The sequence below is a fragment of the Neobacillus sp. Fa239 genome (genome assembly GCF_055395235.1).
The window spans coordinates 328,184-344,754 of record NZ_AP041611.1 but is presented as its reverse complement, the minus strand read 5'-3'; the positions used below and the strand labels follow the sequence as shown (position 1 = coordinate 344,754).

16 protein-coding genes are annotated in these 16,571 nt (G+C 42.3%); 6 read left to right on the top strand and 10 right to left on the bottom strand.

All coding sequences use genetic code 11. The annotated features are described in order from the left end of the window. Positions 1-12: 12 nt before the first annotated feature. From ACZ5XR_RS01700 to uraD, 5 genes are read right to left on the bottom strand one after another with little or no spacing between them, the layout of a single operon-like run. Positions 13-1,242 carry a hydantoinase/carbamoylase family amidase gene (locus ACZ5XR_RS01700; RefSeq protein WP_464499991.1) on the bottom strand — a complete coding sequence of 410 codons (1,230 nt, stop codon included), beginning with the start codon at positions 1,240-1,242 and terminating at the stop codon, positions 13-15. A gap of 16 nt (positions 1,243-1,258) precedes the next feature. Then, entirely contained in the window at positions 1,259-2,617 is a 1,359-nt protein-coding gene (gene allB / locus ACZ5XR_RS01695) for an allantoinase AllB (RefSeq protein WP_464499990.1), read from the bottom strand. Positions 2,618-2,627: 10 nt separating this feature from the next. After that, positions 2,628-2,987, bottom strand: coding sequence for a hydroxyisourate hydrolase (uraH, locus tag ACZ5XR_RS01690; protein ID WP_464499989.1), 360 nt, complete (start codon positions 2,985-2,987; stop codon positions 2,628-2,630). Continuing rightward, a complete protein-coding gene (gene pucL / locus ACZ5XR_RS01685; protein WP_464499988.1) occupies positions 2,984-3,934 on the bottom strand; it encodes a factor-independent urate hydroxylase in 951 nt (316 codons plus the stop codon). Before pucL ends, uraH begins: the two co-directional genes overlap by 4 nt. Positions 3,935-3,949: 15 nt before the next feature. Further along, positions 3,950-4,444, bottom strand: a complete 495-nt coding sequence (gene uraD, locus ACZ5XR_RS01680; protein ID WP_464499987.1) for a 2-oxo-4-hydroxy-4-carboxy-5-ureidoimidazoline decarboxylase — start codon at positions 4,442-4,444, stop codon at positions 3,950-3,952. 245 nt (positions 4,445-4,689) lie between these two features. Here uraD and ACZ5XR_RS01675 point away from each other — a divergent pair, with 245 nt between their 5' ends. Further along, positions 4,690-5,160 carry a nucleoside deaminase gene (locus tag ACZ5XR_RS01675; protein WP_464499986.1) on the top strand — a complete coding sequence of 157 codons (471 nt, stop codon included), beginning with the start codon at positions 4,690-4,692 and terminating at the stop codon, positions 5,158-5,160. 142 nt (positions 5,161-5,302) lie between these two features. Beyond that, positions 5,303-5,677 (top strand): SET domain-containing protein, encoded by a 375-nt coding sequence (locus ACZ5XR_RS01670; protein ID WP_464499985.1) that lies wholly within the window; start codon positions 5,303-5,305, stop codon positions 5,675-5,677. A gap of 42 nt (positions 5,678-5,719) precedes the next feature. Here the strand turns inward: ACZ5XR_RS01670 and ACZ5XR_RS01665 are convergent, their stop codons facing one another. From ACZ5XR_RS01665 to ACZ5XR_RS01655, 3 genes are read right to left on the bottom strand one after another with little or no spacing between them, the layout of a single operon-like run. Beyond that, on the bottom strand, positions 5,720-7,030 hold the full coding sequence (locus ACZ5XR_RS01665) for a purine/pyrimidine permease (protein ID WP_464499984.1): 1,311 nt from the start codon (positions 7,028-7,030) through the stop codon (positions 5,720-5,722). A gap of 22 nt (positions 7,031-7,052) precedes the next feature. Beyond that, positions 7,053-8,021 (bottom strand): bile acid:sodium symporter family protein, encoded by a 969-nt coding sequence (locus ACZ5XR_RS01660; protein WP_464502192.1) that lies wholly within the window; start codon positions 8,019-8,021, stop codon positions 7,053-7,055. Positions 8,022-8,038: 17 nt separating this feature from the next. Beyond that, positions 8,039-8,377, bottom strand: coding sequence for a rhodanese-like domain-containing protein (locus ACZ5XR_RS01655; RefSeq protein ID WP_464499983.1), 339 nt, complete (start codon positions 8,375-8,377; stop codon positions 8,039-8,041). Between the two features lie 151 nt (positions 8,378-8,528). Here ACZ5XR_RS01655 and liaG point away from each other — a divergent pair, with 151 nt between their 5' ends. Beyond that, complete coding sequence (liaG, locus tag ACZ5XR_RS01650; protein WP_464499982.1) at positions 8,529-9,380, top strand: LiaG family protein; 852 nt, start codon at positions 8,529-8,531, stop codon at positions 9,378-9,380. Positions 9,381-10,387: 1,007 nt separating this feature from the next. Here liaG and ACZ5XR_RS01645 read toward each other — a convergent pair. Beyond that, positions 10,388-10,756, bottom strand: a complete 369-nt coding sequence (locus ACZ5XR_RS01645) for a COX15/CtaA family protein (RefSeq protein WP_464499981.1) — start codon at positions 10,754-10,756, stop codon at positions 10,388-10,390. 130 nt (positions 10,757-10,886) lie between these two features. On the opposite strand from ACZ5XR_RS01645, the gene ACZ5XR_RS01640 reads away from it, so the two are divergent. From ACZ5XR_RS01640 to ACZ5XR_RS01630, 3 genes are all read left to right on the top strand, one after another. Continuing rightward, positions 10,887-11,267 (top strand): hypothetical protein, encoded by a 381-nt coding sequence (locus ACZ5XR_RS01640; RefSeq protein ID WP_464499980.1) that lies wholly within the window; start codon positions 10,887-10,889, stop codon positions 11,265-11,267. A 178-nt stretch (positions 11,268-11,445) separates the two neighbouring features. Further along, complete coding sequence (ade, locus tag ACZ5XR_RS01635; protein ID WP_464499979.1) at positions 11,446-13,185, top strand: adenine deaminase; 1,740 nt, start codon at positions 11,446-11,448, stop codon at positions 13,183-13,185. A 159-nt stretch (positions 13,186-13,344) separates the two neighbouring features. Continuing rightward, complete coding sequence (locus ACZ5XR_RS01630) at positions 13,345-14,226, top strand: hypothetical protein (RefSeq protein WP_464499978.1); 882 nt, start codon at positions 13,345-13,347, stop codon at positions 14,224-14,226. A gap of 36 nt (positions 14,227-14,262) precedes the next feature. Here ACZ5XR_RS01630 and ACZ5XR_RS01625 read toward each other — a convergent pair whose 3' ends face one another. Continuing rightward, on the bottom strand, positions 14,263-16,485 hold the full coding sequence (locus tag ACZ5XR_RS01625; protein WP_464499977.1) for a putative bifunctional diguanylate cyclase/phosphodiesterase: 2,223 nt from the start codon (positions 16,483-16,485) through the stop codon (positions 14,263-14,265). Positions 16,486-16,571: the final 86 nt, after the last annotated feature.

Here is a 16,571-nt window from a genome sequence, read left to right as displayed (position 1 = left end):
TTCCTCCTCTGGTTACTTGTACGCTAATTGGTGTAATAACTGAAGCAGGACTTCGAGACCTATCTCCAAGTGTTGAAGGGAAGTATATTCTAATGGCGAATGACTAATACCTCCTCTGCTGGGGACAAACAGTAATGCTGTTGGGCAAAAGCGTGCAAACAATTGGGAATCATGCCCTGCACCACTGTTCATGATCTGATAGGGGATATCGCTCTGACAGCAAATCCCTTGAACCGCTTCATTTAGCTTGCCATCCATTTGGACAGGCTGGACTTCATGCCAAATTTCAATCTCCAGACCCAGTCCCATTTCTTTCGCAATTTCTTGAAATCTAAAGGTAAACTCCTTCCCAAAAGAACTTAAGACAGATTCCAATGGATGTCTGGCATCTACAGTAAAAACTGTCCGGCCCGGTATAACATTTGAAACATTAGGGTCCACAACTATTTGTCCTACGGTTGTAACAAAATCCTCGTCATATCCTTTGGCAATCTCATATAGGCTATGGATCATCAATACCGCACCATGAAGGGAATCCCTTCGCCATTTCATCATCGTGGTCCCGGCATGATTCGAATCACCATTCACCATGATTCGATAGCGTTTTTGACCGACAATGGTTTGAACAATTCCAATTGGTTTTTCAAGCCTTTCCAAACTGGGGCCTTGTTCAATATGAAGTTCAATAAAGGTTTGGATCTCCTTACGAACGGTGTATTTTTGATTATTTAGGCCAAAGCCTGCCTCTTCCATCGCCTGCTCAAAGGTCATGCCCTCCGAATCTGTCAGCCCCTTGATGTCTTCAATAGTATAGGCTCCTGTCATCATCCCGGAGCCCCAGCAGGCAAGAGGAAAACGGCTTCCCTCCTCTTCGCATAAAGAAACGACTTCAAGGTTTACTTTCGGAGCACCATACTTCTGTTTAAGAATTTTTAAAGCGAGGATGGCTGCGATAATTCCATACGCCCCATCATATTTCCCCCCTGATTGAACGGTATCCACATGGGAACCGATAAGGATGGTCGGGGAGCCTGCATCATCTGCAGAGAGCTTTCCGAACAAATTTCCAATCGAATCAAAGCAGGTGTCTAGCCCAATCTGTTCCATCCATCGATAAAGAGCGTGCTGTGCTTCTTTCCAAGATTGTGAATATACCGTCCGTGTAACCCCGCCATCTGATCCTGCACCAAATGAACTAAGCCACTCCATTCCTTCCGCAAGATTATTAGGGAATTGTTTCAAAACACTCCCTCCCCGGTTAAATGCATCGACCATATTTCTCTTTCGTTACTCCCTTATCATCATCATAAATGACCCTTCCTCGCAATATGGTTTTCTTTACTTTCAAATGAAAGGTCATATTTTCATAGGGGGAAAATGCGTTTCGAAAACCAAAGGACTGCTTATCAGCGAGGGTCAGCTCATCCAATCGAATCAATGCCAAATCCGCATCCAATCCTGGAGATATTCTCCCTTTTCTTTGCGCAATCCCGAATCGGTCTGCGATATTGTTGGTACCTAAAGGCAGGACCTGCTCAAGCGGAAGGTTCCGTTTAATCGCTTGGTCGAGGAAGGCAAGCCAAGTAAATTGGACCCCTTGAATGCCGCCCCATGCGTCCCAAATGGAATCTGTCGCTTTCATGGAATAGAGACACGGAGAATGATCAGACCCTATGGTATCAATCCAGCCATTCGAAATACATTCCCAGAGTCCTTCCACCTCTTCACGGGGCCGAAGCGGCGGGGCACATTTGAGGAGGGCACCGGTCTTGAGAAAATCTTCCTCATCAAACAGTAAGTAGTGTGGACATGTTTCTACCGTTACGTTCACACCGCTTTTTTTGGCCTCTTGAATACGTTTAACCACCTTTGCTGAACTGATATGAACAAAATGAACCTTTGTTCCATACTTGGCAGCGAGCTCTAATGCTTCGCACACAGCCTTTTCTTCTGCTGATATCGGCCTGCTGGCTAAAAACGCGCTCCGTTCATTTATGCTGCTATTTTTATAAAAAGCTGTAAATCTACTGATCTCCTCCTCTAATTCGGCATGAAGGGCAAGGATTTTATCGTGTTCTTTCGTCAATTGCATCGCTTTTTTTAATTCTTCCTGCGATACGAACTCAAAATCATCAATGCCGCTTTGACACATGAAGGCCTTCCAGCCAATGATCCCCCCGCTCATTTGTGAAATTTGCGAGGGATGGTTAAGTGATGTTCCTGTCATACCGCCCCATAGGGCATAATCAATATGGGACAAGGAGGAGACATACTCATTCTTTTCGTGCAAATTCTGTAAGTTTATGATGGAAGGAGAACAGTTTAATGGCATATCAAAAATGGTAGTCGTTCCACCCATTGCAGCTGCCCGGCTCCCTGTTTCAAAGCCTTCCCATTCCGTTCGTCCCGGGTCATTAAAATGGACATGGGCATCGATAAATCCGGGAACAACGAGACACCCCCCTGCATCGATTATGTTGGCTGATGTCTCCGGACGTGGTTCAACATCATGGTCAACTAGCGAGTCAAACTGCTTGTTCTTAATTTTAATCGTTACTTGCCGAAATCCTTCTGCTGTAAAAACAACCCCATTTTTCACCGACAGCTCTGTCTCCATATTCTCCTCCTTAACTCCCCCGATAGGTGCTGTAGCCTCCTGGCGAGATTAGCAATGGCACATGATAGTGTTCAGCAGGTTCAGAAATCCCCACCCGAACGGGAACGCAATCCAGAAACGGAGGATCTCCTTCTGGTTTCCCCTGATTTCGGTAATAGTCTCCTATATGAAAGCGAATTTCATAGATTCCTTTCTTCATATTTTCCCCATCTAACAGCGGTTGACTTATTCTACCTTCCTTATTGGTATTACGTATTTGCAGGAGTTCAAACTGATTGTCTGTACCCATCTGCCATAATTCCACTAAAACACCGCCGGCAGGCTTGCCAATGCTGAGATCAAGAACATGTGTGGTTATTTTTCCTGTCATTTGGGCGATTCCTCATCCGTCATGAGATCTTCCCTCGTCATGGAAAAACGTTGAAACCCATATGGCGGCCTAGGCTCCGTGAATACTTTTCCCTCCGGTGATGAGGGGATTTGATCTAACACGGTTTCCCATGTCCGATTATTCGATTCAAAAGAAACCTCCGCGAGCTGCGGAAAACGCTCCAGTACTCTATAGCCAATCCGGTAAATAAGGTTTTGGATGGATGGGGAGTTTTTTTCATGAAAAACAGTATAGGCAATATCTCTTACCTGTTCAGCCGCAACATACCCAGGCGTATTCCCGCGAGATAGCTCGGGATTGCTATAACGCCAATCGATATTCAAAAAGATAAACAGCGGACGATCATAGGATTCCGGCAGTGTTGTGTACTCATCCTTTACGTATCCGTAAAACGAACTCCCTCTAACTTTAATGAGCTTTAATCCCTTCAAACTGCTCTTTTGGTCCGTTGTAAAGATTGCTCCATTCGCGCGTTTCAGTTCAATCGAGGCGCAGGCCTGTTCATTAAGGGAATAGCGAAACACGAACGGGCTTGGTTCAAATGTATCTTTTGTCGGCACCGGAAGCTCATCAAAGGGGATTTGCTCTCCCATCATCTTAATTCCAGTCATTTGCGGATACGTTTCGAGAAAGCGGCGCCCGACAAATTCAAGGAATCCTTCTTGTGTTCCTCCCTCATAATCCCCTGCATGCTTTAAAATGAAATTTTTCATCGAATCGGTTGCAACCACTAAGGTATTGTCACCATCTTTAAATGATGCAAGGAATTCCTCCCCCTCCACTGCCACTTTCACATTCATTCCAAAAAGAATATTTTTATAACCTTTAAATGTGGATTCAGGAATTGATTGAACATCGGTAAGGGGTTTTGCATAGGTACGATAAACCCATACATCTGCTTTTCCATAGCACATGATTCTTTTCATATTCCAATACCCCCTTCATTGAATCGTTTCGTTTAAGCGGAAACCCGCGATTTTATAAACCTCATGAAGTGCTGTTTCCAACTCTTCCTCATAAGTAAAGTCAAGCCGCTCTCGGAGTCTATTGAGAATCGTATCCTTTGTGTGTCCTTTTACTGCGAGGATAAAAGGAAAGGAAAACTTCTCGGTATATTTCTGATTCAGCGAAACAAACTCCTCAAATTCCGCTTTTGAGAGCTTATCAAGACCTGCTCCCGCCTGCTCCTTTTGCGAGGCTTCAGATATTTTCAATCTTGTTCCGAGGTCTGGGTGTGCACGTAGAAGTGCTAATTGCTGTGATTTCTTTGCATTTTGTACAATCGTGACCATGGTTTGAAAGAGTACCTCCTGCGATTGAAAAGGTCTACCTTCCCATGCCTTTTCCGCGATCCACGGAGAATGCTCAAATATCCATCCCACTTTTTCGATGAACACCTCTTTATCCATTTGATTTATATCAGTAAATGAAATCATGTTGCCTCCTTTGCTGAGGGAATCCTCCTCTCTTTTTACCACGATGATATGTTTAAGTTTCGGTTTTAATGCTTTCTACTAAGAGGAGTACTACAACCATTCAGGAAAAATTTTGAGCCTTAAGAATTCTGTTCGTAAATCTTTCAACAAAAAAGAAAGTTTAACCGGGAAGTTGAATAATGTACTTTTAGATAGATTGATTAGTTAGGATATATAAATATTGAATGGGGAAACGGAGAGGTTGTATGTCCAATGATCATTTTATGGAAAAGGCAATTGATGTAGCCCTTAATAATGTATTAACAAATCATGGCGGGCCTTTTGGAGCTATTGTTGTAAAGGATGGAAAAATCATAGGAATAGGCAGAAATGAAGTAGCCGTTTCAAAAGATCCGACAGCTCACGCCGAGGTACAAGCAATTAGAGCTGCCTGCCAATATTTAAACAGCTTCCAGCTGGATGACTGTGACATCTATACAAGCTGTGAGCCATGCCCGATGTGCTTTGGGGCCATATATTGGGCCAGACCAAGAGCCGTATATTATGCATGCTCAAAGGAAGCTGCGGCAGAAATAGGTTTTGACGATCAATTTATTTATGAACAATTAACATTTCCAATGGAACAACGTACGATTCCGATGATAAAGATTTACCCATCCAATAGTGATTTACCCTTTAGAAAATGGGAAAGCTCCAATAGCAAGGTGGAATACTAATATGCCTGATGGAAGATGTTTTTCTAGGGTATTTTGACAACAATTAATTTATAAAGATCAATTCAGTTGTTTTTCTTCTAATTATCTGGCATTCTTATGAGCATACTCTCTCATAAAACAAAAGAATGCGCAGGTGATAAACATGATTGAGATAAAAACTTCAAAAATCAGTGATGGGGAGTTCAATAGAGGAGTTTTCGCAACGAGAGATATTGCAAAAGGGGAGCTTATACACGAAGCACCTGTCCTTTCTTATCCTAATAGCGAGCATATTCACATCGAGAAAACCTTACTGGCCGATTACGCATTTGAGTATGGCATTAACCACTCCGCCATTCTCCTAGGGTATGGGATGCTGTTTAACCATTCCTACAAACCAAATGCGACATATGAAATAAATTTTGATAATCATACGTTCGACTTTTACGCCTATAAGGATATAAAAGCAGGAGAAGAAATTCTCATTAACTATAATGGAGAAGTCGATAATGAGGATCCTTTATGGTTTAACGAATAAGCTAAAATCCCCTTCGTAAAGTGATACGAGGGGGATTTTTCATTAGATCGTCCCTAATACTTTTTTCTCTTGGAAAACTACATGCTCAAGTAACAAACATAAGATCAGCCCAACAAGCAATCCATTAGCCATAATGTTACGGAGCCATGGGGCTGCACTTTCAAATGCAGCAGGAGGCATAAACATCATGCCAATTCCCACCATTAAAGATAGTCCAATGACTAATAAATTTCGCGGCGTTGGCACTTGGCCCATCAGATCGCGAATGCCGAAGCCCATCATTTGCGAAAAGGGAATAAATAATGACGCATAAGCTACTTCCAATGGCAGCGTGGAAAAGAACTCACCTATATAAGGGAAGAATCCTGTAATCATAATCAAAATGGCCCCTATGATTAGCGGACGCTTTGCTTTAATACCGGTTGTGCTGATAAATCCGGCAGAAATGGACAAAGGAACAACGCCCACCACAGAGAATAATCCGGATAAAAACAAGTTAACTCCGTTTCCGAAAATTCCCTTCGAATATTCATGGTGCTTTATATCCTTTTCCAGCGTAATACCGACAACTAAAATACTGGCAATGACATTTGAAATAAGGACGACAGCCGTGATAACAGATGTCAGCACGATTCCAAAGTCAAAGTGGGGGGAACCCCAGCTGAAAGCCTTTGGCACAGAAAGCCACCCGGTAGGCTCGTACGTTTTTCCCGGGTGAACGAGTCCAAAAACGTGGAATGATATCCAGCCAAAGATAATCCCGATCAGCGGGCCCAAGCTTTTGACGATCCCTTTTGCTCTAACGGAAAACATGAGGATGATGATAACCTCCACTAAGCAAATCAAGGTAATTTTCCCATCCAGGTGATTGGTTTCCGTTATGCCCAGCATGCTTTTAAAAAAAGAACCGCTCATTTGGCTTACAAGTAAGATTAAATAAACACCCGTAACAATCGGAGTAAACAGATTTCTTATTTTTCCTATAACCGGCAAAAAACTTAAAATCGCTAAAAATAAACCAGCTATGAGAAGACCCATCTCTAAATGCTGAAGCAGAGCCCCTCGCTCTCCCGGAACGCTCATCGCCCCGAGCACGATGAACAAAGCCCACCACATACCAGCTGCTCCCTCGACAACTGGAAGCCGGTGGCCAAAAAATAACTGGATAAGGGTTGCTGCCCCGCTCACCAATAGCATGCGCTGCATGAAGGTTGAAATTTCGGCGGGCGACATGTGAAACGCCGCACCAACCACAACAGGAACAGCAATAATATTGGTCAGCATAAAGACGGCCCATTGAATACTTTGGATCCCCGTTAACAAGCCGCTTCCTTTTTTCGTTAAATCACTCAATCGTTTGCACCCCCTTTAACTGCTATAAAGCCGCAGTTTCTTGCTTCTCTATTTTTCTATGAAAATAGCGGTCAAGAAAGTGGCCATTTAAAGAAGCTAGCACTTGTTGAAAGAGCATTCCGACCACAACCGGGACGGCAACTGCCGGAGAAAAATAGGAAACCGCAATCACAGCCCCTGCACTTATATTCCTCATTCCACCGGTAAACGTAAGCGAAACAACCGTATCCCGGCCGCTTTTCATAAACTGTCCGGCGATAAAGGAAAATAGATATCCAGTTAAAGCAATAAAAAAAACAATGATGGTAATTTCAATTAATTTTAAGTTTATATGTTTTAAATAAGGAGCCACAACAGCCCCATTCAGCAACACGACAAATCCCAGGCAGACCTTTGAAAAAGGGGCAAGCGGTGTCCCCAGCTGCTCTTTGATTCTGCCTTTGGTGAGCTGGTTTAACAGCATGCCAATGACAGAGGGAATCACGACCATCCCAAGCAATCCCTTCATCACGCTGTAAGAGTCCATATCGATTCTTTGTCCCATAAAAAGAGAGATGGAAAAAGGAACAATCACGGGTGAAAGCAGCGTGTCCAAAAGAATAATCGATAAAGTCATCGGGATATTCCCTTTGTAAATCGAAACCCATATAAAGCTTGTCACACCTGTCGGGATCGTCATCCCCAAGATAAGTCCGGTAATGGTGAAAATATCCCCGTTAAAAGCAAGGTGGCCAACGCCCCATGCCCAAATCGGCATAATCACATGTAATAAACCCATCGTTGCGATGACGGGAACGGGATGGGCGATGACCTCCGTTAAAGATTTAAAATTTGAGCTCAGACTGCCGGCGAAGGTCATGAAGGCAAAAATCCATGGAATTAAAAAGGAAAGATCCTTCATGTACTCACTTAACAAAACCCCGAGAATGACACTCACCGGGGTAATCAACGGCATAATTTTTTCCAGTTGTTTGTTGATCTTTTGCAGCATAAAATGTCGCTCCCCGCTTAGTCTTTCAGCAGCTTCTGATATTCCTTCCAAGCTGTGAGACCGCCCTCTAAAACCGTGACATTATAATGCCGGCTGCGTAAAATCTCAGCACACTTAGCTGCAGAATTCCCGGTTGTACAGGTTACAACGATTTCCTGCTCCTTGGGTAAAGCGAATGGCAATACATCTTCTGCTTCAAAAATTTCTGTTTTCGGTATGTTGTGACTTTCAACTAGAGGGCTTTCTATATGAAAGTCGTTATATTTTTCTTCTGCCCGCACATCAAGAAGAATGACCTTTTCGTTTCTTTTCAGTTTTTCATCTAGTTCTTTTGGCGTCATTTTTTTGTTCGTCACTCTAAACACCTCCATTATAAAGAATACCATATTTTCCTGATTAAGCCTCAAGTCTGAGGAAAAATAAATCCGGAGGTGCATTGAGAGATGGGGGTATATCCCTTATTATTTCTATATAGATAAAAATTGGTAAAAGGATGGGATAAAAAAAATGAAAAGGATCGTGATTCTGTTAATCATTATCACTGGATTATATATTGTTTTTCAACAGTCCTTTAGACTTGATTGGTTTTCGGCCGGGAAACAAGATGGGCAAGCAGCCGTTTCGAACCAGATTGATATGATCAGCGTGGATGTCGGAGGCGTCAATACTACGATCATTCCAACCGATCGCGATAATGTAAAAGCTGTTTTTGAAGGGGACGGAAAGCTTTCAATAGCTCGACATGGCGATACGGTTAGTGTCTCCATCAAGCATAAATGGCTGGATTGGTTTGACTGGCTGCCATTATCGAAAAAAGAGCTAAAGGTTTATATCCCTCAAAATTATCAGCAGAGAATGGCCATCAAATTAGGGTCAGGGAATATGAAATTTTCCGGGCACTCAATGAAATTAGCGGAATTATCTGTGGATGTTGGTTCCGGCAATTTGTACATGAATGACCTGGATGTGAAACATTTTAAGCATGAAGGTGCTTCTGGAAATGTGGTCATTGATTCTTTAAAAACAGACAGCGGCACGTTTGACTTAAGTTCCGGGAATCTGGATCTTAACCACTACTCAGGAGCCATCAAAGCGGATGTTGCTTCAGGAGAATTTAATGTCCAAGTAGACAAATTAACCAATTCCATTGAGGTCGACCTCAGTTCTGGGAATGTCGGTCTGGACCTGCCGAAGGATTCTGATTTCAAATTGAACGGACATGTAACGAGCGGCAACATTTCATGTGATATTCCGTTAACTTCAGAAGAACGAAATCAGCAGAATATTAAAGGGACATCTGGTTCCGGAAAGTACAAAATTGATCTTTCTGTTTCGAGCGGGAATATTCGGATCCAATAAAAAGCTGAAAGCGCCTGGTTTTATTTCATAACCAGGCGCTTTTCATTATGCCAAATCGCTCCCCCGTCACTTGAATCTCTTTGTGCCCTCGAGCTTCTGCTTCGAGGACACTTCGTTCTCTTTTTCATCTCTTTGTGTCCTCGAGCTTCTGCTTCGAGGACACTTCGTTCTCTTTTTCATCTCTTTGCGTCCTTGAGCTTCTTCTTCAAGGACACTTCGTTCTCTTTTTCATCTCTCTGTGTCCTCGAGCTTCTTTTTCGAGGACACTTCGTTCTCTTTTTCATCTCTTTGCGTCCTCGAGCTTCTTCTTCAAGGACACTTCGTTCTCTTTCTCATCTCTTTGCGTCCTCGAGCTTCTTTTTCAAGGACACTTCGTTCTCTTTTTCATCTCTTTGTGTCCTCGAGCTTCTTCTTCGAGGACACTTCGTTCTCTTTTAATCTCTTTGTGTCCTCGAGCTTCTTCCTCGAGGACACTTCGTTCTCTTTTTCATCTCTTTGTGTCCTCGAGCTTCTTTTTCAAGGACACTTCGTTCTCTTTTTCATCTCTTTGCGTCCTCGAGCTTCTTCTTCAAGGACACTTCGTTCTCTTTTTCATCTCTTTGTGTCCTCGAGCTTCTTTTTCAAGGACACTTCGTTCTCTTTTTCATCTCTTTGTGTCCTCGAGCTTCTTCTTCGAGGACACTTCGTTCTCTTTTTCATCTCTCTGTGTCCTCGAGCCTCGTCTTCGAGGATACTTCGTTCTCTTTTTCATCTCTTTGTGTCCTCGAGCTTCTTTTTCAAGGACACTTCGTTCTCTTTTTCATCTCTTTGCGTCCTCGAGCTTCTTCTTCAAGGACACTTCGTTCTCTTTTTCATCTCTTTGTGTCCTCGAGCTTCTTCTTCAAGGACACTTCGTTCTCTTTTTCATCTCTTTGTGTCCTCGAGCTTCTTCCTCGAGGACACTTCGTTCTCTTTTTCATCTCTTTGTGTCCTCGAGCTTCTTCTTCAAGGACACTTCGTTCTCTTTTTCATCTCTTTGTGTCCTTCAACTGTAAATCAGGCCCTTTTTTTACCGATAAGGTTCCCAAATAGATTCTTGCTTCACTAATAAAAGCAAACAGTGCGGTCCCAATGGCTAAGTGGAGAACCGCCCAAGGAAGGTCAATAAATTTGATAATCACAATAATTCCAACGGCGATTTGCAGCAATATCGTTACCGCACAAAGCAGCAATCGCTTGCGAATAGCTGAATCCCATCTTTTAGCATAGGCCATATAAGTAAGAATGAGGGTATATAGAGCGGAAACAGCCGCAAATCCATGATGAAGGGATTGTAAGATCTCAGGAGTGGTTGTTGAGAAAAACGAGTGTTTGCAGCCTAACCATCCGCAAGCCAAACCATAAGACCATTTCGGTGATTTGTATCACGTTAGCGAATATTTCTCTTTCCTCTGAGGCAGGGAACCAAAATAATCAAAATATCATACCGTATAGTGCGTGTGTTTTCACTTGAAAGGAGAATAACCAATGTACTATTACCCTTTTCATTATCCTCCTCAGCCTATATATCAGGGTTATTATATAAATCAGCCAATTTCAAGAGCCTACCCTCCGGTAGATGTGAAAATTTTTTCGAAATCCGTCGCTTCCTTTCGGCTTTTGATGGAGCAAGGAAGTATATTGTTAGACCGTTTAGCCGATGTTGGTTTTGCCAGAAAAATGATGTCTGCGGCACAGCAGGGAAAACAAGTGGAAGTCGACCAGCTCATCCATTCCATCGGATTGAAGGTCCCGGTACACACGAAATATACCCCATCCGGCGTGCAATTTGAACTTTCAACCAATCCAGAAACCGGCAGCCTGTTCAGCTGCTGTACACTGTCGGTTTCTTTGAAATGGGGAAGATAGTACAAAATAGATTCAATAATTAACCTGCCTGCGATGTTGAAATTGCATCGTTGACAGGTTATTTTTTATTCATACGAGAATTACTATTTACATGTCTTTCTCAATGAGAATTTACGTAAAATAATGGAAAGATTCCTGTAGAATTCCTTTTAAAAATATAAAGTGAAGGATGTTGCCAATGGAAAAGCGAGATTTAATGAGAAGAATTGAAGTAGCCGCGGGAAGGGTTCCTGCTGAAACGGTCATTAAGAATGGAAAAATCATAGATGTTTTTAATGGCGAAATCATCACTGGAGATATTGCCATTGTCGATGGATACATTGCAGGAGTCGGGAGCTATTCCGGAATAAATGTCGTGGATGCGGGTGGCAGCTATATTGCCCCTTCCTTCATCGACGGCCATGTCCACATCGAATCCTCCATGTTGACGCCAAGGGAATTTGCAAAAGTCCTATTATTGCATGGTGTAACGACCGTTGTTGCCGATCCCCACGAAATTGCCAATGTGTCGGGGGCTGATGGCATTCAATATATGCTGGACTCTACTGAAAACCTCCCCTTTGATTTTTATCTAATGCTCCCCTCCTGCGTACCGGCAACGGAATTTGAACATGCAGGAGCCACACTCTCAATGGACGAACTTAAACCATTTTATGAACATCCAAGAGTTCTCGGGTTAGCAGAGGTGATGAATTTTCCTGCTGTCTATCATACAGAAGATTCCATGATGGCGAAAATATGGGAGACGAAAAAAAACCAAAAAAAAATTGACGGGCATGCTGCCGGCTTATCTGAACATGATTTAAATGTCTACATGGCTGCCGGCATCCTTACGGATCATGAAAGCACTACAAAAGACGAAGCAAAACAGCGGCTGCAAAAAGGAATGTATTTGATGATTCGCGAGGGAACTGTTGCGAAGGATTTGCGGCAGTTAATTAGCGTCGTTACAGAACGAAACGCCCGCCGCTGTTTATTTGTAACGGATGATAAGCATTTAGATGATTTAATGAAAGAAGGAAGTATTGATCATAACGTAAGGCTCGCGATTGCCGAGGGCCTCAGTCCCTTAACCGCCATTCAAATGGCCACCATCAATGCCGCCGAATGCTTTGGCCTTAACGAAAAAGGCGCCATTGCCCCGGGCTACAAAGCGGATTTCCTTATTTTCAATGATTTGAACACCATTGAGTTAACCCATGTCTATAGGAACGGCAGCCTGGTTGTGAAAAATGGGAGATTAGTTGATTTTCCCGGGACCAGCGAACAGATGATACCTGCACACTTAATAAATACGGTTAACCTGCATCCTTTCACGATTGAGGACCTGCAAATACCTTTAAAAAGCGGAAAGGCCAATATTATTGAAATCATTCCGAACAGCCTGGTCACAAAGCATATCATTGAAGAAGCCGACATCAATGAACAAGGATGTTTTCAACCATCCATCCAGAGAGACCAGTTAAAGCTTGTCGTGATGGAACGCCATCATCACACAACACATATCGGCTTGGGCATATTGAAAGGGTTAGGGATCAAAACAGGGGCCATCGCCACCACGATTGCTCATGATTCACACAATTTGATCATTGCGGGAACCAATGATCAAGATATGCTGACTGCGGCAAAGGCCATCCAGGAAATTCAAGGCGGGCTCGTTGTTGTTCAAAATGGAAAAACAATCGGTTCAGTCGAATTGCCGATCGCCGGTTTAATGTCGGACCGTTCCTATCAAGAAATCCTTGGAGAGCTCAGCAGCATCCACCAGTCTCTAAAAAAATTAGGTGGATTCAGCCATTTTAATCCGTTTTTAACATTATCCTTCCTGGCACTGCCGGTCATTCCGGAATTAAAGCTGACAGACAGCGGTTTATTTCAAGTATCCAAATTTAGACATATTCCGATTGAAAGCGATTGAATTTTCACCTTTCATAAGTTAATGAAATTTTAATCTAAATGAGATTTAGTTCAATAACTGTTCATGGCAGTTCGTGACTTTTATCACATATACCCTTTCGAAACAGGAGTAATATTACCCTCGTAAACAAAATTTACTTCTCGCTCGGAGGCGGAAATCATGAACAGAATCATCAAAAAAGGCACCGTTGCAATAGCGCTAATTTCGGCTCTTTCATTTTCACTTGCAGGATGTGGTACGGCAAATAGTACGGCAAAAGCAAGTGCTCCTAAGGCACAAACAGCAACAACAGCTTCTTCCAAAACAGCTGTCCAACAGGCAGGCGCCTATAATCAGTACATTGTGATTGAGCCAGGTGCCAAATTAGGGTCTGATAAAAAATTACATGATGCTTTCATAAATGATGACATCAAAATTACAGAAGGTCAGCCAGTAACCTTAAATTTCCTAAACTATGATGGAGGAACACACACCTATACTTCTGCTGACTTAGGTCTTAATATTAAAATTAAAGGCTCAACCAAAAAGGGCCAACCCGCATTAACCCAATACACCTTCACTCCTTCCAAAACAGGTACATTCTCATGGCTCTGTGCAGACAAATGTGACGGTGGCAACGGACAATGGGCAATGGCACAGCAAGGTTATATGCAAGGTAAGATTACGGTTCTGCCTGCCACAAACAATGTCCAATATGTATCAATGGTAATGAACCCTAGTTACAAACTAGGATCAGACGGCAAATTGCATGATGCTTACACACCTGGAGATATAACAGTAAAAGCTGGCCAGCCGGTCCAATTAACGGTTTACGGTTTAGGGAAACATGCCCACCCAATTGCCATTAAAGAACTAGGTGTAAATGTGAAGGAAACAGCAAGAAAAGCGGATGGTGATCCAAGTATTACAACTGTCACCTTTACACCGCAAAAGGCAGGAAAATATATGTGGAACTGTACCGTTGCCTGTGACGGAGATAACAACGACTGGGCAATGGGTCAGGATAACTTTATGATGGGATACTTTAATGTAGTAAAATAAAAATGATAAAGAGGCTGATTGCGCGTCAGCCTCTTTTTATTTTGTTATTGAATTTTTGAAAAGGGAATCTTCCATTTGCTTGGCCGGCAGAGGTTCGCTGAAAAAGAATCCTTGACCAATTTCACACTTATTCCTAATTAAAAACTCAACCTGCTCCTCCGTTTCAATCCCTTCCGCAATCACGACAAAATTTAAATTATTCCCCATATCAATAATCGTTTTCACCATCATCCCCTGGCTGGGATGGTAAAGGATATCATCGACAAACGATTTATCAATCTTAATCTTATCAATCGGAAGATGATTTAAAAAACTCAATGAAGAATACCCCGTACCGAAATCATCCATAGATAATTGTATACCAAGCCCTTTTAATTGCTTCAAAATAACGGTTGATTTTTCTACATTCTGCATGACGCTTTCGGTGATTTCCAATTCTAAATACTTCCCATCCAGCCCAATCTCCCGCAGCATCTCCCCAACATATTCCACTAAATTATCGTCCTGAAATTGACGGACAGAAACATTCACGGCAATCAGCAGTTCCTGGAAACCGGCGAGCAGCCACGCTTTTCTTTGTTCACATGCTTTTCGTAAAACCCATTTGCCTAATGGAACGATATAGCCCGTCTCTTCGGTAAGGGGGATAAATTCAGAAGGGGAAATAAAGCCATTTTCAGGATCATGCCAACGGATTAATGCCTCAATTCCAACTATTTTTCCGGTTTTTAGGTTCACTTGCGGCTGATAATATAGTTCAAATTGTTCCAACTCGAAGGCTTTTCGCAAACGATTTTCTAATTCCATTTTACGATGTGAGCTTCCATTAAGGCTTGAAGAGTAAAAATAAAAATTATTTTTCCCAAGATCTTTCGCCTTGTACATAGCGGTATCAGCATTCTTGATCAATGCCTCCTCATTCTCTCCATCAAAAGGATAGAGGCTGATTCCAATGCTTGGTGTCACAAAAAACTCCTCGCAATGGACCTCAAAAGGATGGGAAAAATCATCGATAATTCTTAGGGCCAGCTCTGTCACCCGTTCCTTATTCGTATTCTCCAGGAGGATAATGAATTCATCGCCGCCCTGCCGGGAAACCATTCCCTCCTTTAGGACACAAGCCTCCAATCTGCCTGCTACCTTTTGCAGGATTAAATCTCCTGTGGAATGTCCTTTCGTATCATTAATGATTTTAAACCGGTCCAAGTCTAAAAATAAAACGGCTAGCATTTCAGACTCCGAACGATTCAAAACCTCATTTAAATGCTGTTTAAATTTATTACGATTTGGAAGACCCGTTAATGTATCATAAAAAGCCATCGTTTGTATGGTTCTTTCAGCCAGCTTCCGCTCCGAAATATCCCTGCCAACAACCTGTTTCGCACGTCTGCCTTCATATAAAATCGTCGTAGTTGTCATCTCGACATCAATCGGCCTGCCATCCAGTCTTGTCACTTGAAACTCCAGTCTTACTCTTTCATGAGGGTTGGAATAGGATTTCTCACTAAGACTAATACTCTCAAAAATATCAGCCGGGATAAAGTTCAAAACAGACTGTCCGATTACTTGATTCGGACTATGTGCACCAATCAGTTTGTATCCTGCCTCATTGATATAATCAATCACTCCGTTACTGGCAACTGCGATAATATCCGGAGACATTTCTACCAAACTTCGATAACGTTCTTCACTTTCTTTCCGGTCAGTTATATCGAAAAGCACACTATTAAAATCGACAAATTTCCCTTTATGGTCCATTGTCGGGAATCCCCTGTCATGAATCCAGCGGACCTCGCCATCTGGCCGGATAATGCGGTACTGACTTGATACCGTCTCACCCAATGCCAGCCTTTGCTTTCTTTCCGACAATACCGGCAGATCATCTGGATAGATAACTTTTTCCCAAAGATTATGATCATGATAAAAATCGGATAATGAATAGCCATACAATTTTTCAATTCCCGGAGTGATTAATAGCTTGTCCGTTTTTAAATCATGAGACCAAATCGCAAGATCCAGGGTATCAAAAATATTTTTCAATTTTTGCTCGTTTTTTTGCAGCTCTACATAGGTCTTTTTCATCATCTTATAAATAAAAAACAATGCGATCAAAGCCGCAACAAGAAAAGCCACGGAGGTATAATTAAAAATTTTAATAGAAGGAAAAAGGATAGAACCCGCCACAGCAATGACCTCAAAAACAACCAAAAAACCAAAGGTAATCGACATAAATCTATAATTAACATATTTCGTATTCATACCCGTGCTCACTTTCCCAACATCCAATTTAAATTAAAAATATCAAAAAAATCTGATTCTCACAATCTAACTATTTTTCCAGGGGA

Excerpts from the sequence above, each read along its gene's own strand:
- uraH (WP_464499989.1), bottom strand. The coding sequence starts at position 2,987 with ATGACAGGAAAAATAACCACACATGTTCTTGATCTCAGCATTGGCAAG.
- ACZ5XR_RS01660 (WP_464502192.1), bottom strand. The coding sequence starts at position 8,021 with ATGCTGCAAAAGATCAACAAACAACTGGAAAAAATTATGCCGTTGATT.
- ACZ5XR_RS01640 (WP_464499980.1), top strand. The coding sequence starts at position 10,887 with ATGTACTATTACCCTTTTCATTATCCTCCTCAGCCTATATATCAGGGT.
- uraD (WP_464499987.1), bottom strand. The coding sequence starts at position 4,444 with ATGATTTCATTTACTGATATAAATCAAATGGATAAAGAGGTGTTCATC.
- ACZ5XR_RS01625 (WP_464499977.1), bottom strand. The coding sequence starts at position 16,485 with ATGAATACGAAATATGTTAATTATAGATTTATGTCGATTACCTTTGGT.
- ACZ5XR_RS01670 (WP_464499985.1), top strand. The coding sequence starts at position 5,303 with ATGATTGAGATAAAAACTTCAAAAATCAGTGATGGGGAGTTCAATAGA.
- ACZ5XR_RS01630 (WP_464499978.1), top strand. The coding sequence starts at position 13,345 with ATGAACAGAATCATCAAAAAAGGCACCGTTGCAATAGCGCTAATTTCG.
- ACZ5XR_RS01675 (WP_464499986.1), top strand. The coding sequence starts at position 4,690 with ATGTCCAATGATCATTTTATGGAAAAGGCAATTGATGTAGCCCTTAAT.
- ade (WP_464499979.1), top strand. The coding sequence starts at position 11,446 with ATGGAAAAGCGAGATTTAATGAGAAGAATTGAAGTAGCCGCGGGAAGG.
- allB (WP_464499990.1), bottom strand. The coding sequence starts at position 2,617 with ATGGAGACAGAGCTGTCGGTGAAAAATGGGGTTGTTTTTACAGCAGAA.
- liaG (WP_464499982.1), top strand. The coding sequence starts at position 8,529 with ATGAAAAGGATCGTGATTCTGTTAATCATTATCACTGGATTATATATT.
- pucL (WP_464499988.1), bottom strand. The coding sequence starts at position 3,934 with ATGAAAAGAATCATGTGCTATGGAAAAGCAGATGTATGGGTTTATCGT.